The organism is Centipeda felix, from assembly GCF_900186465.1.
Classification (GTDB): Bacteria; Bacillota; Negativicutes; order Selenomonadales; family Selenomonadaceae; genus Centipeda; species Centipeda felix.
On record NZ_LT891959.1, the window covers coordinates 336,012 to 352,522 of the forward strand.

17 protein-coding genes are annotated in these 16,511 nt (G+C 55.9%); 3 read left to right on the forward strand and 14 right to left on the reverse strand.

The annotated features are described in order from the left end of the window. Positions 1-85: 85 nt before the first annotated feature. From C1713_RS08960 to ftsE, 4 genes are read right to left on the reverse strand one after another with little or no spacing between them, the layout of a single operon-like run. Positions 86-1,231 (reverse strand): S41 family peptidase, encoded by a 1,146-nt coding sequence (locus C1713_RS08960; RefSeq protein ID WP_102493698.1) that lies wholly within the window; start codon positions 1,229-1,231, stop codon positions 86-88. A 38-nt stretch (positions 1,232-1,269) separates the two neighbouring features. After that, entirely contained in the window at positions 1,270-2,385 is a 1,116-nt protein-coding gene (locus tag C1713_RS08965; RefSeq protein WP_102493699.1) for a murein hydrolase activator EnvC family protein, read from the reverse strand. Between the two features lie 3 nt (positions 2,386-2,388). Continuing rightward, positions 2,389-3,276 (reverse strand): permease-like cell division protein FtsX, encoded by an 888-nt coding sequence (gene ftsX / locus C1713_RS08970; RefSeq protein WP_009442650.1) that lies wholly within the window; start codon positions 3,274-3,276, stop codon positions 2,389-2,391. Continuing rightward, complete coding sequence (gene ftsE, locus C1713_RS08975) at positions 3,266-3,952, reverse strand: cell division ATP-binding protein FtsE (RefSeq protein ID WP_039980925.1); 687 nt, start codon at positions 3,950-3,952, stop codon at positions 3,266-3,268. Before ftsE ends, ftsX begins: the two co-directional genes overlap by 11 nt. Before the next feature lie 177 nt (positions 3,953-4,129). Between ftsE and C1713_RS08980 the strand changes: the two genes are divergently transcribed. Both C1713_RS08980 and C1713_RS08985 read left to right on the forward strand, forming a co-directional pair. Then, complete coding sequence (locus tag C1713_RS08980; RefSeq protein ID WP_009442652.1) at positions 4,130-4,498, forward strand: YbaN family protein; 369 nt, start codon at positions 4,130-4,132, stop codon at positions 4,496-4,498. A 124-nt stretch (positions 4,499-4,622) separates the two neighbouring features. Then, the gene (locus tag C1713_RS08985; protein ID WP_050343481.1) at positions 4,623-5,819 is read left to right on the forward strand and encodes an ATP-grasp domain-containing protein; all 1,197 of its coding nucleotides are present in this window, start codon (positions 4,623-4,625) and stop codon (positions 5,817-5,819) included. A gap of 120 nt (positions 5,820-5,939) precedes the next feature. Here C1713_RS08985 and C1713_RS08990 read toward each other — a convergent pair whose 3' ends face one another. From C1713_RS08990 to C1713_RS09000, 3 genes are all read right to left on the reverse strand, one after another. Beyond that, positions 5,940-6,773 (reverse strand): polysaccharide deacetylase family protein, encoded by an 834-nt coding sequence (locus C1713_RS08990; protein ID WP_102493700.1) that lies wholly within the window; start codon positions 6,771-6,773, stop codon positions 5,940-5,942. 169 nt (positions 6,774-6,942) lie between these two features. After that, on the reverse strand, positions 6,943-7,458 hold the full coding sequence (locus C1713_RS08995; RefSeq protein WP_102493701.1) for a hypothetical protein: 516 nt from the start codon (positions 7,456-7,458) through the stop codon (positions 6,943-6,945). Positions 7,459-7,593: 135 nt separating this feature from the next. Then, positions 7,594-9,030: a carbon starvation CstA family protein gene (locus C1713_RS09000; RefSeq protein ID WP_102493702.1), complete on the reverse strand. Its 1,437-nt coding sequence runs from the start codon at positions 9,028-9,030 to the stop codon at positions 7,594-7,596. A 234-nt stretch (positions 9,031-9,264) separates the two neighbouring features. Between C1713_RS09000 and C1713_RS09005 the strand changes: the two genes are divergently transcribed. Beyond that, positions 9,265-10,062 carry a sulfite exporter TauE/SafE family protein gene (locus C1713_RS09005; RefSeq protein ID WP_009442659.1) on the forward strand — a complete coding sequence of 266 codons (798 nt, stop codon included), beginning with the start codon at positions 9,265-9,267 and terminating at the stop codon, positions 10,060-10,062. A gap of 65 nt (positions 10,063-10,127) precedes the next feature. On the opposite strand, the gene C1713_RS09010 is transcribed toward C1713_RS09005, so the two are convergent. The 7 genes from C1713_RS09010 to C1713_RS09040 are packed head-to-tail and all read right to left on the reverse strand — an operon-like array spanning position 10,128 to position 16,313. Next, positions 10,128-11,432 carry an ammonia-forming cytochrome c nitrite reductase subunit c552 gene (locus tag C1713_RS09010; RefSeq protein ID WP_006691272.1) on the reverse strand — a complete coding sequence of 435 codons (1,305 nt, stop codon included), beginning with the start codon at positions 11,430-11,432 and terminating at the stop codon, positions 10,128-10,130. Beyond that, positions 11,425-11,907, reverse strand: a complete 483-nt coding sequence (locus tag C1713_RS09015; RefSeq protein WP_006691273.1) for a cytochrome c3 family protein — start codon at positions 11,905-11,907, stop codon at positions 11,425-11,427. Before C1713_RS09015 ends, C1713_RS09010 begins: the two co-directional genes overlap by 8 nt. Before the next feature lie 16 nt (positions 11,908-11,923). Continuing rightward, complete coding sequence (gene ccsA / locus C1713_RS09020; protein ID WP_006691274.1) at positions 11,924-14,065, reverse strand: cytochrome c biogenesis protein CcsA; 2,142 nt, start codon at positions 14,063-14,065, stop codon at positions 11,924-11,926. Then, complete coding sequence (locus tag C1713_RS09025) at positions 14,062-14,436, reverse strand: cytochrome c maturation protein CcmE domain-containing protein (protein ID WP_006691275.1); 375 nt, start codon at positions 14,434-14,436, stop codon at positions 14,062-14,064. The genes ccsA (C1713_RS09020) and C1713_RS09025 overlap by 4 nt, the downstream gene beginning before the upstream one ends. Beyond that, on the reverse strand, positions 14,429-15,046 hold the full coding sequence (gene ccsA / locus C1713_RS09030; RefSeq protein ID WP_006691276.1) for a cytochrome c biogenesis protein CcsA: 618 nt from the start codon (positions 15,044-15,046) through the stop codon (positions 14,429-14,431). The genes C1713_RS09025 and ccsA (C1713_RS09030) overlap by 8 nt, the downstream gene beginning before the upstream one ends. Positions 15,047-15,058: 12 nt before the next feature. After that, positions 15,059-15,715, reverse strand: coding sequence for a heme exporter protein CcmB (locus C1713_RS09035; RefSeq protein WP_040572706.1), 657 nt, complete (start codon positions 15,713-15,715; stop codon positions 15,059-15,061). Beyond that, complete coding sequence (locus C1713_RS09040; RefSeq protein WP_170950828.1) at positions 15,672-16,313, reverse strand: ABC transporter ATP-binding protein; 642 nt, start codon at positions 16,311-16,313, stop codon at positions 15,672-15,674. Before C1713_RS09040 ends, C1713_RS09035 begins: the two co-directional genes overlap by 44 nt. Positions 16,314-16,511: the final 198 nt, after the last annotated feature.

Sequence of the window (16,511 nt, forward strand, 5' to 3'; positions counted from 1 at the left end):
AACTCTATCGAATTGACGTAGCTTTTTCGCCGAAGTGCGGGCAAAAATACGTCAAGATGATAACGATGAATTTATTTGTGCTTCATTAAAAACTCGGATGCTCCTCCAGATATTTCTTTGCCGCCTCGAACTGGACATCCGTCGTGTCCTGCGGCGAACGCTCGACGACAATATCCGGCGTAATGCCCGTGCCGTCGATGGAGCGCCCATTCGGCGTAATGTACTTGGCAATCGTCAGTTTCAGCCCATCATCGTGGAAGAGCGGCATCACTGCCTGCACTGACCCTTTCCCATAGGAAGTCGTGCCGATGATGGTCGCCGCGCCCGTATCCTGCAATGCCCCCGCCAGAATCTCCGATGCGCTCGCACTGTTCTCATCGATGAGCACAACAATCGGATACTTGCGTGCTTCGAGATGCGAGCGGTAAACCTCCGTATCTCCGTCACGGTTGATGACGGAGACAATCGGCCCTGCCGGTACAATCTGCTCGGCGACGGCAACACAGCTCGTAATCAATCCGCCCGGATTCTCACGCAGATCGATGATGAGCGAGGTCATGCCCGCCTCACCGAGACGCGCCATCTCTGCGGCGAACTCATCGCCCGTGTGCTCTGCAAATGAAGCGATGCGGATGTAGCCAATCGTCGTCCCGTCGAGCATCACACCGCGCACGGAGTGTACCTGTATCACATTGCGCGTGATCGTCACATCCTGCTCTGCGCCGTCATGCAGGATGCGCAGTGTCACCTGCGTCCCAACCTCACCGCGGATACGGAGCGCGACCTCCTCGCTCGGCAGCTCGCTCGTCGGCACACCGTCCACAGCGAGGATCTCATCGCCCGCGCGCAGTCCCGCGGCCTCACCGGGCGTTCCGTCAAGCACGGAGATGATCTTTACCGTCCCATCCTTAAAGCCCATCGTCACGCCGATCCCGCCAAACGAGCCCTCCGTCTGCTGACGCAGCGTCCGGAACATCTCGGGCGGCATATAGACCGAATGCGGATCGCCGAGAGAGGCAACCATCCCGTCGATGGCACCATCCACGAGTGTACTGGTGTCGGGCGCGTCCACGTAACGCGACTGGATGAACTTCATCACGCCGAACAGACGGATAACATCATCGCCGTAGATGCCCATCGAGCGCAGGAATCCCCCCGCCGCAAGCACCGTCAACATACTGCCGCACAGAACCGAGATCATGGCGGTCAGAACAAACTTTTTTTTTCTCATATCCTCTTCAATTCATTGATGAGCGGCGTTACGCCTGCTTACAAATACGACAGCGGATTGACCGGCTCACCGTTTTCACGTACCTCAAAGTGGCAGTGCGGACCCGTCGAGTTGCCCGTAGATCCGCAGTAGGCGATCACGTCGCCCTGCGAAACGCTTTCACCCACACTGACATTCAGTGACTGACAGTGTCCATACAGCGTTGATATGCCGCCGCCGTGATTGATGATGACGGCGTTGCCATAGCCCGAGATCCAGCCCGCATACTCCACTGTTCCCGCCTGTGCCGCACAGATTGCATCGCCGTAATCACCGCCGATGTCGATGCCGCTGTGGAAGCGCTGTGCGCCCGTGATCGGATGAACCCGCCAGCCAAAATCCGACGTGATCGGTCCGCCCAGCGGCCAGATCATCGCGCCCGAGCCCTGCACGGGGAGGTTGCGCAGACCGCTGCGCTGCAGCATCCGCGTGATACGCTCTGACGCCGCGCGTGCCTCGTCCTGCTTGCGCTCGATGGTCGCCTTATCGTACTTCATCTGCTCGATGATTGCACGCTGTTTCTCGACCTTATCCTCCATCGCGAGGCGCGCCTCGCGCGCCTCCTTCTCGAGCGGCTCCTGTGCCGCCCGATCCTTCTCCAGCTCCTCCTTGAGCGCACGCATCGCATCGCGGTCGGCAAGCACGGCATGAACGAGATCATAATCCTGCTTGATGACACGCTTCAGAAGATCCATGCGCGTGAGGAAATCGGAGAAGTCCTTTGCCCCGAACAGCACATCGATATAGGAAATCTGCCCGTTGATGTAGATATCGCGGACACGCTTCCCAAGTGCCGCACTCTTGCGGTCATACTCGCGTTCTGTGACAGCGAGTTTCTCCTCGTTCTCCTCAAGGCGTTCAAGCGTCTTGTTCAGCTCCGCACGACGTTCTTTATGCGTCGCGATTGCCGCATTTGCTTCCTCATCCAAAATTCGCTTCTGCTCCGAGAGCGAGTTGATCTTTCCCGCCAGCTCATCGCTCTGGCGTCCCAGATCCTCTGCCTGTGCATCGTAGCTGTCGCGCTCCTCCTCGAGGCTCGCCGCCCACCCCTGCCCCGCCGTAAGGACGGAGACAGCAAGAGAGGCACAGAGGATACGTTTTGTCACTGCATTCATCGCTTACACCTTCAGGAAACGCTTCAGCGACACCCACGCACCTGCCGCGCCGATCGCCATGCCGAGCAGGACGATCACAATCCCCACATACGTCATAAACGGCGACTGCGGAATGAGCGGGAAGAACGCCAGTGTATCGTATACCTTGTTGACGACGCCTGCGTAGAAACTGCGCAGGACAAGAGCGGAAATCACACCGCCGATGAAGCCAAGCACAATGCCCTCCAATACGAACGGCCAGCGGATGAACTCATCCGTCGCACCGACATACTTCATGATGGCGATTTCGCGCCGCCGCGCAAAGACCGTCAGACGGATCGTATTCGCGATGATAAAGATCGTCGCACCGCCGAGCAGGAGGATCAGGAGAACGCCGAAGAGACGCACCAGACGCGTGATATCAAAGAGATGCTCCACCACATCCTGCCCGTATTTCGCGGACTCGACGCCACCCATGCGCTCAATCTGCTTTGCCGCCGTCTCTACCATATCCGGCTGACGCACAGTCACCTCGTAGGCATTCGGCAGCGGGTTCTTGTCACCGAGCGCATCGAGCAGATACTTCTGCTCTCCCAGCCGCTCGGAGAGACGCTCCTTTGCCTCGTCACGTCCGACGTACTTCACGGACTCGATGCCCTGGAGCGCCTTGATCTTGGCACCGACATCCTGCTCTGCGTCCTCGCTCAGATCGTCCTTTAGATAGACGCTGATCTGCACCTGCGACTCGAGCATCGACGCCGCACGGTTCATATTGAGGGCAAGGATGAGGAATACGCCTAGGATAAAAAGAGAGACAGCGACCGTACCGACCGCCGCAAACGTCATCCAGTTGTTGCGGCGCAGGGAGCGCAGAACCTCCTGCACATAGTACTCCGCCGTCCTAATTTTCATATCCGTACCCCCCGCGCTGCTCATCGCGCACGATCTTGCCGTCCTCAATGGCGACAACACGGCGCTGCATCGTATCGACAATGTTCTTATCGTGCGTTGCCATGACAATCGTCGTCCCTGCCGCATTGATGCGCTTGAAAATATCCATAATATCCCAACTCGTCTCCGGGTCAAGATTTCCTGTTGGCTCATCGGCAATGAGGATTGCAGGATCGTTGACGATAGCGCGGGCAATCGCCACGCGCTGCTGCTCACCGCCCGAGAGCTGTGAGGGGAAATCGCGATACTTGTCACGCAGTCCGACCACGTCGAGCACAGCGTTGACGCGCCGCTGGATCATCTGGCGCGGCGCCTCGATAACACGCATGGCGAAGGCCACATTCTCATAGACCGTCTTATCCGACAAAAGGCGGTAGTCCTGAAAGATGACCCCCAGACCGCGCCGCAGATACGGTACGTCAGTCATATCCATGTGCACGACATCGTGCCCGTTGACGAAGAGCTCCCCCTCCGTCGGCAGCTCCTCACGAAACAGCATCTTGATGAACGTGGATTTCCCCGCACCGCTCACCCCGACGACAAAGACAAACTCCCCCTTGACAATCTCAATGTTCACATGGTCCAGTGCCACAGCACCATTCTCATATACCTTCGAGACATTTTTCATTCGAATCATGCGGTTCGTCTCATTCCTCTCCAATGCCAGCGCATGCATCCCAGCATATACGCTAAAAAAACATTTTTTATTATAGCACAAATTGAAGAAACCACAAAATATTGCGTTGTCTTTTTCTCGCGCACATGATATCCTCTTGCTCATGAGAATTCATTTCATTGATAGGGATACTACACCATGATCCTGAAAAAAATCTTTTTCTCCATTCTCGGATTTCTCAGCTTTGGACTCGGCATTCTCGGGGCATTTCTCCCCATTCTCCCGACCGTTCCTTTCATACTGCTCGCTGCGTACTGCTTCGCGCGCAGCTCCCGCCGCCTCGAGAACTGGCTGCCTACGACGCGCATCTACCGCACAACACTCCTTCTCATGCGCCAAGGGCGGCGCGGCATGACGCCGATGGAAAAACTCCGCATCATGCTCCCCGTCACCACCCTCATGGGGATCTCCTTTCTTCTCACCGATCACCTGCACGCACGCATCGCCATCGGCGTTGTATGGACGGCGCACGTTCTCTTCTTCCTCTTTCGCGTGCCGAACAGATAGTGACCTTCATTTATCATGATAACTTTTTATCTTTTTCTAATATATACTTGACAAAAAGTCAAAGATTCGATAGCCTATACTTATCATATAATAATTTTTTCAGTGATTGGACGAGGGTAACGGTATGAATTTTATCTTTGTATCTCCGCAGTTCCCACACGTCTACTGGAACTTTTGTGACCGCTTAAAGAAAAAAGGGGTAAACGTTCTCGGCATCGGCGACACGCCCTACGACCAGCTCACGCGTGAGATGCGCGAGGCACTGACCGAGTACTACTTTGTCCCCGCACTCGACGACTATGACCAGATGCTGCGCGCCGTCGGCTTCTTCACGTTCAAGTACGGACGCATTGACTGGCTCGAGTCCAACAATGAGCACTGGCTCATGAATGACGCCCGTCTGCGCACGGACTTCAACATCCGCACGGGCTGGCAGAGTGCAGACATGGAGCACATCAAGAGCAAGTCCGCCATGAAGGCATACTACCAAAAAGCGGGCATCCCGACGGCACGCCTCGTTCGTGTGACCACCCTTTCTGCCGCCGAGGAGTTTCTCGATACTGTCGGATACCCCGTCATCGTCAAGCCGGATATCGGTGCAGATGCGACGGGCGCTTACCGCATCGACACGCATGACGAGCTGCGGCATTTCTTCGCGTCAAAGCCCGACGTCCCCTATGTCATCGAGGAATTTGTCGCAGGCGATATCTGCTCCTACGACGCCATCGTCGATGCGGATGCGAACCCGATCTTCGAGTCCATGACCGTCTGGCCGCCGACCGTCATGGACATCGTTCTCTATCAGCTCGACCTCTCCTACTATACGGTACCCTCTGTCCCAGACACGGTAAAGCGGATGGGACGCGCCGCACTGAAGGCGTTCCGCGTACACAGCCGCTTCGTCCACTTTGAGTTCTTCCGCCTGACCGAGGCAAAAGCAGGGCTCGGCGCCGTCGGCGACTACGTCGGGCTCGAGGTCAATATGCGCCCGGCGGGCGGCTACACGACGGACATGACGAATTTCGCACACTCCACCGATGTCTATGAAATCTGGGCAGACATGATTACGGCAAACCGCCGCCTCCTCCCCGACTGCGGCGTACACTGCTGCTGTGCCTACGCGGGACGGCGTGATTTCCACCGCTACGTACACACACACGAGGAAATCCTCAGCCGCTACGCGGACAGCATCGTCATGTGCGAGCGTCTGCCCGAGGTCATGTGGCCACAGATGGGCAATCAGATGTATATGGCAAAACTCCGCGATCAGGAGGAAACGGATGCGTTCATCCGATTCGTGCAGGAACGCGTGAGAAAATGAACTGCTGCACGTCTCCCTATCGCTTCGCAGCGCCCCTTCCCCCTAAGCAGCAAAAGAATCACAAAAATAGCCTATGGTACGAAGTTTATTGTTTCGTGCAATAGGCTATTTATTTCTCATTCAATTTCGCACCCAGCCGTACTGCGTGAGATTTGAGGTATAGTGCAGGCGGTCGACAAAATCCTCGTTTGTCGCACCCGTGCGGAAGATCGGCACGCGCTCAAGGGCGAATACATTGCTGTTGCGGTCCACATTGCTGTACTTGACCGTAAAGCCTGCCTTGTATCCTGCCTCCTTCGCAAGCTCTGCGATATGCAGATCGTGGGCGCCCGTCGGATAGGCGATGAACTCGACGGGATGTCCCAATTCGCTCTCCGCCTGCCGCTTGGACTCCACAAGCTCCGCACGAATACGATCATCTGACAGCTCCGGCAAAGCCGCGTGCGTCACCGTATGCGACTCAATCGTGACACCGCTCTTTTCCATCTCACGCACCTGATCCCATGTGAGATAGCCCTTGCGCTTGCTCAGGAAACCCGTGACGACAAAGACCGTCGCCTTGAGGTGATACTTTTTCAGAATGGGAAACGCATTGGTATAGTTATCGACGTAGCCATCGTCAAACGTGATGAGCACAGGACGCTCGGGCAGAGACCCCGTGCCTGCCAGATAGTCGTAGAGCTCATCGGGGCTGATCGTGTGATAGCCATGATCGACGAGATACTTCATCTGCCAGTCAAAATCCGATGGCTCAACCGCAAGAGAGAGGAACCGCGAGTTGATCATGTGGTAGTTGAGCACGGTCACCTTCACATCGTCCTCGGGGGGCGGCGGAGGTGAGGGCGCAGGCGTTTCCTTCGGATGTCCAATAATGAGCAGGACGCCGAGAAGAATGGCAAGGACAGCAAGCAGCGACCAGAACTGCCGTCCGCCGATCATTTGTTTTATGTTCACGCCATCCCCCCGTCAGAAAATTATTCTCTTGATCATTGTACTTGGATTTTGACGGGAAATCAACACGGGCACAAAAAAAAGACTGCCAGACCGGCAGTCTTCATAGTGTCGCTCAGAATCACAATACAGCCGAAATGCGGGAAACGTATCGAGTCAGCATGACTGAAATTTATTTTTTTGCCCAGACCACTGCCATGAGATCCTCATACACAGTCTCGAGCTGCTGCACGAGAATCGGCAGGAGGGTCTGAATCATACGGCTGTCAAAGGTCTCATCGACGAACGGGACACAAATATCGAGATAGATATTGCCATCTTCGCGGAGATAATACTTGAACATCTTGTACTCCGCATTGAGCATATTGAGGTGGCTCTTGATGCTGTCGATATTCTTCTCGTTGATGCCTGTCGCAACCTGTGTGCGGATAATCGTAAAGATGCTGTCGTCGATGAAGATTGCCATCGGCAAGGTCTGCCCCTTCGCCTCGATGCGCGAACGGAAGATCGTCGTGTGGAACTCATCGGAAAGTGCCTGCGACTCAAAGAAATTGATGTCATTCTCCTTGAGGAATGCTTGGAACTTCTCCGCCTTCGTCGCATCCTCTGCGGCAGCGGCTTCCTTCTTCTCAATCAGCTTCTCTGCCTGCTTTTCGAGCTTCGGCTCTTTCTCCGTGCTCTTTTCCATGTAAATATGCCTCCCTTATCCGTTATGAGTAAATAATCCCGTGACTATTTTACCATAGTTTTTCATCTATTTGCAAGAAAAAACCGCTGTCACGCGGTATTTCTTCAAAAGCCGTGTGCAGCGGTATATTTCATGTCAGACCGTTCTTTTGCGCAGAATGAACGCACGCACGAAGAGTGCCGTAAAGAGTATAGCGAAGCCGATGCCCGCCGGATAGGTAATGTTCGTCGGCAGACCAAACCCCTCCGGTGCCTGCAGGAGGTATGTTGTCGTCACCGCCGACATAAAGATCGCAGGCACGAGTGCAATCACGTATGCATATGAGCCCGGTTTATTGAGGTAGAGGTATGCCGTGCCCGTCCAAAGCATAATCATCGCGAGTGTCTGGTTTGCCCACGAGAAGTAACGCCAGATGATGGAGAAGTCCATCTGCGAAAGAATCAAGCCGATGGCGAGCATCGGAACAGCGATCACGAGACGCTTCGATGCTTTCTTCTGTGGAATATCCATCCAGTCGGCAAGCGTCAGACGCGCCGAACGAAAGGCCGTGTCCCCCGAGGTGATCGGGCAGGCGATAACACCCAACATCGCGAGAATAGCACCGATGCTGACTCCGCCGACACCGATTGCCCCCATGAAGCCGTTGCAGACCTCGTAGACAACGCCGCCGGGGCCGGCCTCCTTGAGTGCCGCGCCAAGTCCCGGTGTACCATCGTAGAACGTCGCACCTGCCGCCGCCCAGCAGAGCGCGATGATGCCCTCAGCGACCATTGCACCGTAAAACACGGGGCGTCCCATTCGCTCGTCCTTCAGACACCGTGACATAATCGGCGACTGCGTCGCGTGGAATCCCGAAACCGCACCGCAGGCAACGGTGATGAAGAGCAGCGGCCAAATCGGGAGGTGCTGCGGATGCAGGTTCTCCAGCGTCATCTCGGGCATCGTATGTCCGCCGACTCCGAAGAGCATTCCGCCCATGATGCCGAGTGCCATGACGATAAGGCAAATGCCGAAAAGTGGGTAGAACCGAGCGATGATCTTGTCAATCGGGAGCAGGGTTGCCAGCGTATAATAGATGAAGACGACCGCAAGCCAGAAGAGCACCGCCTGCCCCGTCAGCTTGGAAAGCAGCATCGCGGGTCCCGTCATGAATACAACACCGACGAGAACAAGGAGGACAATCGAAAAGATACGCATGATCTGAAGCATGATATGCCCCAGATTCTTACCGACAATCTCCGAAAGGCTCTTGCCGTCCTCACGGAACGAAATCATGCCCGAAAGATAGTCATGCACACCGCCCGCAAAGATCGTACCGAAGACGATCCAGAGGTAGACGCTGGGTCCCCAGAGCGCTCCTGCAAGCGCACCGAAAATTGGACCAAGTCCTGCAATATTGAGGAGCTGGATGAGGAACACCTTCCACGTCGGCAGCGGGATATAGTCCACACCGTCCTCCAAACGAATCGCAGGCGCTACCTCCCCCGTACGCCCGAATGCCCGATCGACGATCGCTCCATAGACGAGGTATCCAACGATAAGCGTTGCGAGCGCGCCAAGAAATGTAACCATTGCTTGTCACTTCTTCCTAAAATAAATACATGATATGCCGGTGTGCACCGGCCCCCCCCATGTCTGCCCTCCTTCCGTACAATGATAAAGAAGCCCCTTAAAATCAGTCCCAAAGAATTATCGGCTTCTTGGCAATTATCATATCATAACTCTCTTCTCTTGTCTAATCCTTTCGATGTGCTATAATCAAGAATACACTGTGTATGTGTTTCTACTTATAGGGGAGGGGTTTCTATGGGACTTGATATTCTTCTATTCCTTCTGCTGGGGCTCTTCGTGGGCACGTTCGGCACGCTGGTCGGCATCGGCGGCGGACTGATCTGCGTGCCGATCTTCATCTTCTTTCTGTCGGACGGTGGAATCTATCCATACTTTCACACGGCGGCTCAGATCACGGGCACATCGCTCGTCATCGTCTGCGCCAATGCGCTCTCGGGGACATTTGCCTACATCCGTCAAAAACGCGTCTACTTCGCCGCAGCAGTCCCTTTTGCTCTTGCGACACTGCCCGGCGCGTTTCTCGGCTCATACATCGTCGACGACTTCACGGGTCCGATGCTCTACATATCCTATGGCTCGTTCCTCCTGCTCATGGCTCTTATGATGTACTGGAACGCCATGAATAAGAAGCACGCGGATGTGCACACCCTGCCCGCAGACTTCACCTTCAACCGTTCTCTGGGCGTTGGAGCAAGCGCAGGTGTTGGATTTATCTCGAGCATCTTCGGCATCGGCGGCGGCGTGATTCACGTCCCCCTCATGGTCTACCTGCTTGGCTTCCCCGTCCACGTCGCAACAGCGACCTCGCATTTCGTCCTCGCCTGCTCGGCGACTTTCGGCGTCATCAGCCATGTCTGGCTCGGTCATGTCATCTGGACGCCCGCCATCTGCATCTCCATCGGTGCTGCCATCGGTGCGCAGATCGGAGCCGCCCTCTCGAAAAAGACAAAATCCAAGGTCATCCTCGTTCTTCTTGCGCTCGCCATGTTCGGACTCGGACTTCGTTTGATCTGGATGAGCGGCATGCTCTGATCGATCCATCAAAAAAGAATCGCCTCGGTGTGAGGCGATTCTTTTTTCCGCTCTGTCTATTTCGATCAGATTGGCTTGATTCCATACTGTGCAGCCTGTGCGGACTCGACCGCCTGATGTGCCAGGTCAATCGAGAGCCCGAGGGTGCGCATGATCTTATCGGGGTTGTGGAAACCCATGCCGTTCTCGGCAGCGACCCAATCCCAATACCACTGTGCTTCGCGGAGCTTCGCACGTGCATCTTCGAGCGATGCGTCGGGCACGCCCGCATCCATCGCAGCCTTGACCGCGAGATGTGCCTTTGCGACCGACTGTCCCGCGATGCGCTGAACCTTAAAGGTATTGTCATGGATGGTCTTGACGCGGGCGACGAGGGTCTCCTCGCTCTCATCATGACACTTCAGACATGCTTCCTTCGTGTACTTCAGCGGACTCGACATCCAGTGCGATGTGTACTTCTTGCCTCCGTCACGCATATAGGGCATGTGGCAGTCCACGCAGGTAACACCGGCGTCGGCATGAACGCTCGTCGCCCACGTCTCGAATTCCGGATGCTGCGCCTTGAGCATCATCGTCTTGGAGTCGGGATGCATCCAGTCACCCTTGAATCCGCCTGCCTGTCCGGTCTGATAGAACTTGTACTCGGACTCGGCATCAAGGCCGTTGTCGTACGGGTGGTTCACACGTCCGTCCTCAGCGGTGAAGTAGTACTCCGTATGGCACTGCGCACAGACATAGGCGCGCATATCATTATGTGATGCGGCATTGACGTCAACACCACGGCGTGCCATTGCCTCGACGAAGCCCTGCTGATAGACGCGCAGCTGCATCGTATCGGGATCGTGGCAGGTGGAGCAGCCAAACCACTCATCGTCGGTGATGGGAGCCGCAACTTCATCAAACGGCTTCGATGCATACGCCCATCCACCTTCTTTGAAGTACACATCATAAACATACGAACCCTTGCACTGTAGACAACTCCCCTTCTGTCCCGGAAGCCTCTTCGTATGCAGGAGATCGTAGCCCGCATACGTATGCCCGCGGTCATCGTCATACTGAAGGGCAAATTTGTAGCCCTTGAAGTTCTCGAGCATCTCGGGCTGGTGCTCCAGATGACTGTTGCCCTCCATGCTGCCGCCGTAGCCCGTGGGCGACGGGGTTTCCTCATTGTTTTTCATGAAGGAATTGTACTGGAGCGGATAGGCATCCTTATACGCCTCTTTGCCGATCTTGGCTTCCGTTCCGCCTTGGATGGCGACCAGCTTTACGCTGTCGTCATTCGGCTGCGCACCGATACGAACGGCAACGAATCCAAAGAACAGGGCACAGACGCCGGCAACACCCGCAATGATTTTCTTTCTGTTACTCAACTCTTATCCCCCCTTCTAAAGGATTGGAACCATGTGGAATCCGGCTGTGACACTTCGTGCAGGTCGCACTTCCGTCCTTGCCCTTATCCACGCATACATTGCCCATTGTCGAGCTGTGACAGCGCAGGCAGTTGCTGTTGACGATATCCCGCCCATGATCCGAGATCTTGATGTGCACGGGGTAGTCGTTCAGCACCTGATGCAGCGTATCGTGCATACCGGTCTGCCCTTTTTCAATGTAGTAAATGGCGACATTCTCGTGCGGCAGATGGCACTCCACACAGGCAACATTCGCATGGGTCGACATGGCATGTGTCGCCGCTTCGTGCTTCATGGCGTGACAGGTTCCGCAGAATTTCGGTGATGCCGACGCCTTGTCCATGACCATACCGCCCGCAACGACGATGATGCCCAGAACAAATGCGCCGATGACGCAGCGGAGTGTGTTCTGCTGCACGAACTCCTTCAAATTCATGTGTCCTTCCTCCCTTCTATGATTTCTTACCGAGCGGATCTTCCGCGTCACCCCCTTTGGCAGGACTTACCGTCTGCCGTGCCGCAACGAGACCGCCGATTGTCACGAGCACACAGGCGAGCCACAGGAGCGATATACCGGGCTTCGTGCTGATGGAAGCCGTCACCGGCATCGCCATCTCCTCCGCCAAGGAGGGCAGAATCTCCAGCCGTATATCACGCTCATCCGCAGATACACCTGTGAGGCGTATGCGGAATTTTCCATCCATCACATCGATCGGGCGGGATGTCCCTCCCGTATCGGTGGCAAGTATCGTTGGTTCGACCGTATCCACTGCCTCTCCGTCCGTCAGCTCGATCTGCGCTGTGACGAGGGTCTTTCCGCCGCCCTGCGGTTCAAAGGATACCCCCTCATAGCGGTAGGCATAGTCGTTGATGCCCATAACCGTCCTGCCGCGCCGCAGGATCATCTCGTCATGCTCTGCCGTCGTCGGCGTTGGAGCGATGTAGATATCTCCGGCGAGACTTCTGGCAATCGCGGGCTCACGTGCTGCATCCTCGCCGCTCCCGCGCAGTTTCGTGACTGCTTCGGTGGGCGTTCCGTCCACCTCGTAGCGATAGGACTTTTCCTTGCCATTTTCGGCAAAATCCTGTCCGCGATAGACCACCGTGTGTCCGTAGACCTCCTGCGGAACATCCGGCGTCAGATCAACGGAGGTCGTCTGACTGCCACTGCCCGAGAGGATAAAGGCGAGAAGCGCCATGCCTGTACCGACGTGAGCCAGCAGTCCGCCAACACCGATCTGATGCCGACGATAGGTCTCAGCAGCCGCTGCTGCCGCAAAGAGCGCAAAGGATGCCAGAAGGACGGAGGGGATGTCCGTGACGCCGACCGCCCCCGCTGCAACACCGCCAAGAACGGTGAGAGCGAAGATCCAGTAGGGACGCTTCCCCATCGTTCCGTTCCACGACATGAGCGAGCCGAGCCCCATCAAAAGGGCAAGCACAATGGCAATCGGCAGGGTCGTCCGCACGTAGTAGCTCGTATCCACCGCCGCACTCTCACCCATGAGCCCCGAGATCAGCGGCATCGACATACCGAAGAAGACAAGAACCGTGATGAAGACGAGGAGCAGCATGCCGAGCAGAATGAGGAAGCTGCGGCTGCGGTGCTCGCTGTAGACTGCCCCCTGTGGAAGACGATCCATCTGACGCACAAGGACGATGAGTCCAAAGAGCAGGATGATGCCATTCGCAAGGGCAATGTAAAAGCCGATGTCCGATCCCGCAAAGGAGTGTACGGAGAAGTCTCCGAGGATACCGCTGCGGGTCAGGAACGTCCCATAGAGAACGAACGCATAGGAGAAGACCGCCGCGAGATGGACGAGATAGAATGCGCCGCGCCGCGTACGTGCAACGGCGATCAGATGGAGCAGAATACAGGAGAGCAGCCACGGTACGAGCGAGGAGTTCTCCACGGGATCCCAGCCCCAGTAGCCACCCCAGCCGAGCACCTTGTATGCCCAGTAGCCGCCGATAAAGATGCCTGCGCCGAGAAACGACCACGCGATGAGCGTCCAGCGGCGCATCGGTGCGAGAAAGTTTCCGTCTGCGGGGCTGCGCATCATACTCTCAAGCGAGTATACAAAGGGAACGGCGAGGAGCGCATAGCCGATAAAGATGATCGGCGGATGCACGGCCATCCACGGATCCTGCAGCAGCGGGTTCATCCCGTACCCGTCGGGCATGATATGCTCGGCGGGGGTAAAGGGACTCTTGATGAATACGAGAATGACGAGCATCGCCGTCAGGAGATGATAGATGATCCGCCCCGTCGCCGTCAGACGGTTGGTGCAGACCATATACGTACCAACAAGTGCGTGAATGAGGAGCCAGAGGAGGAACGAGCCCTGCTGCCCTGCCCAGAATGCCGAGATCTTGTAGATCAGCGGGAGATCGATGGAGGAGTAGCTCGCCACATACGAGTAGCTGAAATCATTGGACAGGATAACGGCAAAGAGAACAGCTGACGCACCGACGGCAGCAAGTCCTGCGAGGATGGCAGAGATGCGGCTGCCGCAATCACTGCCCTTGGCATCAAAGAACACTGCACTGAGTGCAAAGAGAAGAACAAAACCTAAGAGTACCGTACCGATCATGCGCGAGCCTTTCCTTTTTCTTCCTCATATTTGGACGGGCATTTGATGAGCAGCTTATCCGCTGCAAAGGCATCGCCCGTATATTTTCCGATGGCGACAACGTGATATGCGTCGTCGAACGTATCCGGCTTGGCGCCCTTATATCGTACGAGCATCGTCTCTCCCGTCTCCTCATCGGCGATGGAAAAGACAAAATGTCCGTCCTCCATGTGCGGGGCAACCGTGTCGTCGGGGATGCCCTTGACCTGCACATTGCGCTGTGCGGCGCGCGCATCTGCTACACTGACGTACGGCGTGACCGAGTCGGCAAAGAAGTAGCCGGCATAGCCGATAAATCCCAGAATCAGAATGAGGAAAAAATATTTACGCATTGGGTTCCCCCCGTTTCATCAGCCAAATGTAGATCAGTGTCATATCAATCAATGAAAGCACGAGTGTCCCGAGCATCACTGCATCCATGTCGATGCGTCCTGTCTCATTGAGGACGGGTGATGGATGGAGAGAGAAGAACATCCGCGGCAGGATAAAGACCAGAAAAGGAACAGCGATAAAGGAGAAGAGCGCATACACGGCAGAGGAGGATGCGCGGGCACGTTCGTCCCGCATCGTCATGCGCAGTGTCACGTATGCGGCGTAGATCAGCAGGAGGACGAAGATCGTCGTCTGCCGGGGATCCCAGTTCCAGTAGGCACCCCATGTCAGCTTAGAGAAAACCGCTCCGCTCACCGTCGCCATGAGGGTGAAGATCAGACCGAGGATAGCAGAGCGGGCGCTCTTTGCGTCATAGCGCAGCTCCCGTGTCTTCAGATAGCGTGCGCCCCAGTAGGCAGCACCAAAAAATGCGACGACGGCGACCCATGCCGTTGGAATGTGAAAGAATGCGATGCGCACATAGTTCCCCAGCCCTTCGGCGGGCGGAACGATGAAGAACACAGCACCGAGCGATGCGAGTGTCAGCACGGCAATCACTCCGACAAGCATTAAGACTCCTATCTAACTCTCGATCCAGAGAGAATCAAACAGCATCGATGCCCCCACCGTGAGCATCATATCGTAGAGTGCGATACCGCCAAGGAGTACCGGCTCTCCTCCACCCGCCGAGAGAGAGATCGCAGGCAGGAGAATCGGCAGCATCGACGGAAGCAGGAGCACGGGAACGAGCCCACCGCGTACGCTTGCCCCTGCGGCGACCGCCGCGAGGAGCGTATCCGCCGCCGCCATGCCCCAAAGTCCCAGAAGCAGTGTCCCGAGAAAAACGGCATTGAGGACAAGCGGTGCATCCATCAAAATGATCACAAGAGGCAAGGTAATGACAGCAAGCACGATGAGTGTGACGAGATGCGCTGCCATCTTGCCGAAGAGCACGGCCTGTGCCGGAACATAGATCCGAAGGAAAAGCAGTGTTCCCGCGGCCTCCTCCTCGGCAAAAAGCCGTTCTCCCTGCAGCGTCGCTGCAAAGAACAGGACAATCCAGAACAGCGCTGCGGCAAGACGGACATCCATCGTCCCCCACGCAAGCGACATACTCATGAACGCGATCACCGTGAGTGCGAACATCCCCATCGTGACATAGCCCGCACGGTGGCGTACGCCGTCACGCAGTTCCTTAGCAGCAACGTGCAGAACTATCGGTAAGATCGATGCACGCATCCGCCGCCTTCCTTTCCTCCGGTTCATTCGTCGCCCACAGGATGAGGCGTCCGCGCTCAGCTGCATGCCGCGCCTCCGCAGTGAGCAGTTCCCGTCCGTGCACATCGAGGGCAAGTCCCGGCTCGTCGAGGAGCCAGATGGGTGCGTCTGCTCCGAGGAGAACGGCGAGTCGTACACGCTGACGCATGCCCGTCGAGAGTTCCCCCGCCATGCGCGGCAGCACCTCGGACGGCAGTCCCACACGCTCCAAGAGTCCCTCCAGCAATCCATCCGCTGGGCAGATCCCGCGTGCGGAGAGAAAGAAGGTCAGATTCTCACGTACGGAAAGGCGGGTATATAGCTCCATCTCGGGTGTCGCCATCGCGAGAATGCGGCGATAGTCCGCTCCACAGATCGACTTGCCATCCAGTGTCGTCTCAATCTTCCCTTTCGTTGGAAGGATCAGACGACCGGCGAGACGGAGCAGCGTCGATTTGCCGCTCCCGTTCCCCCCTGCAACGGAGGTAATGACGCCGCCATGAAAGGAACATGTCAGCTGCCGCAGAATTTCATGGGATCCGAAGCTGTGACTGACTTGATTAAAGGAGATTTCAACCATATTCATTCCTTCCATAACTTTGATTTATTTTAACACGTATCTGAATAGAATATGAAATACTTTTTTTGTATAAAATATTTTTATGTGTGTAGACTATTTCAAAAATGAATTCACTTCATATCGCGTGATTATTGAAGAAAAAGAAGTATCCGAACGCTTCTCGTCACGTTCCGAATACTTCTCCTCATTTTTAACGAT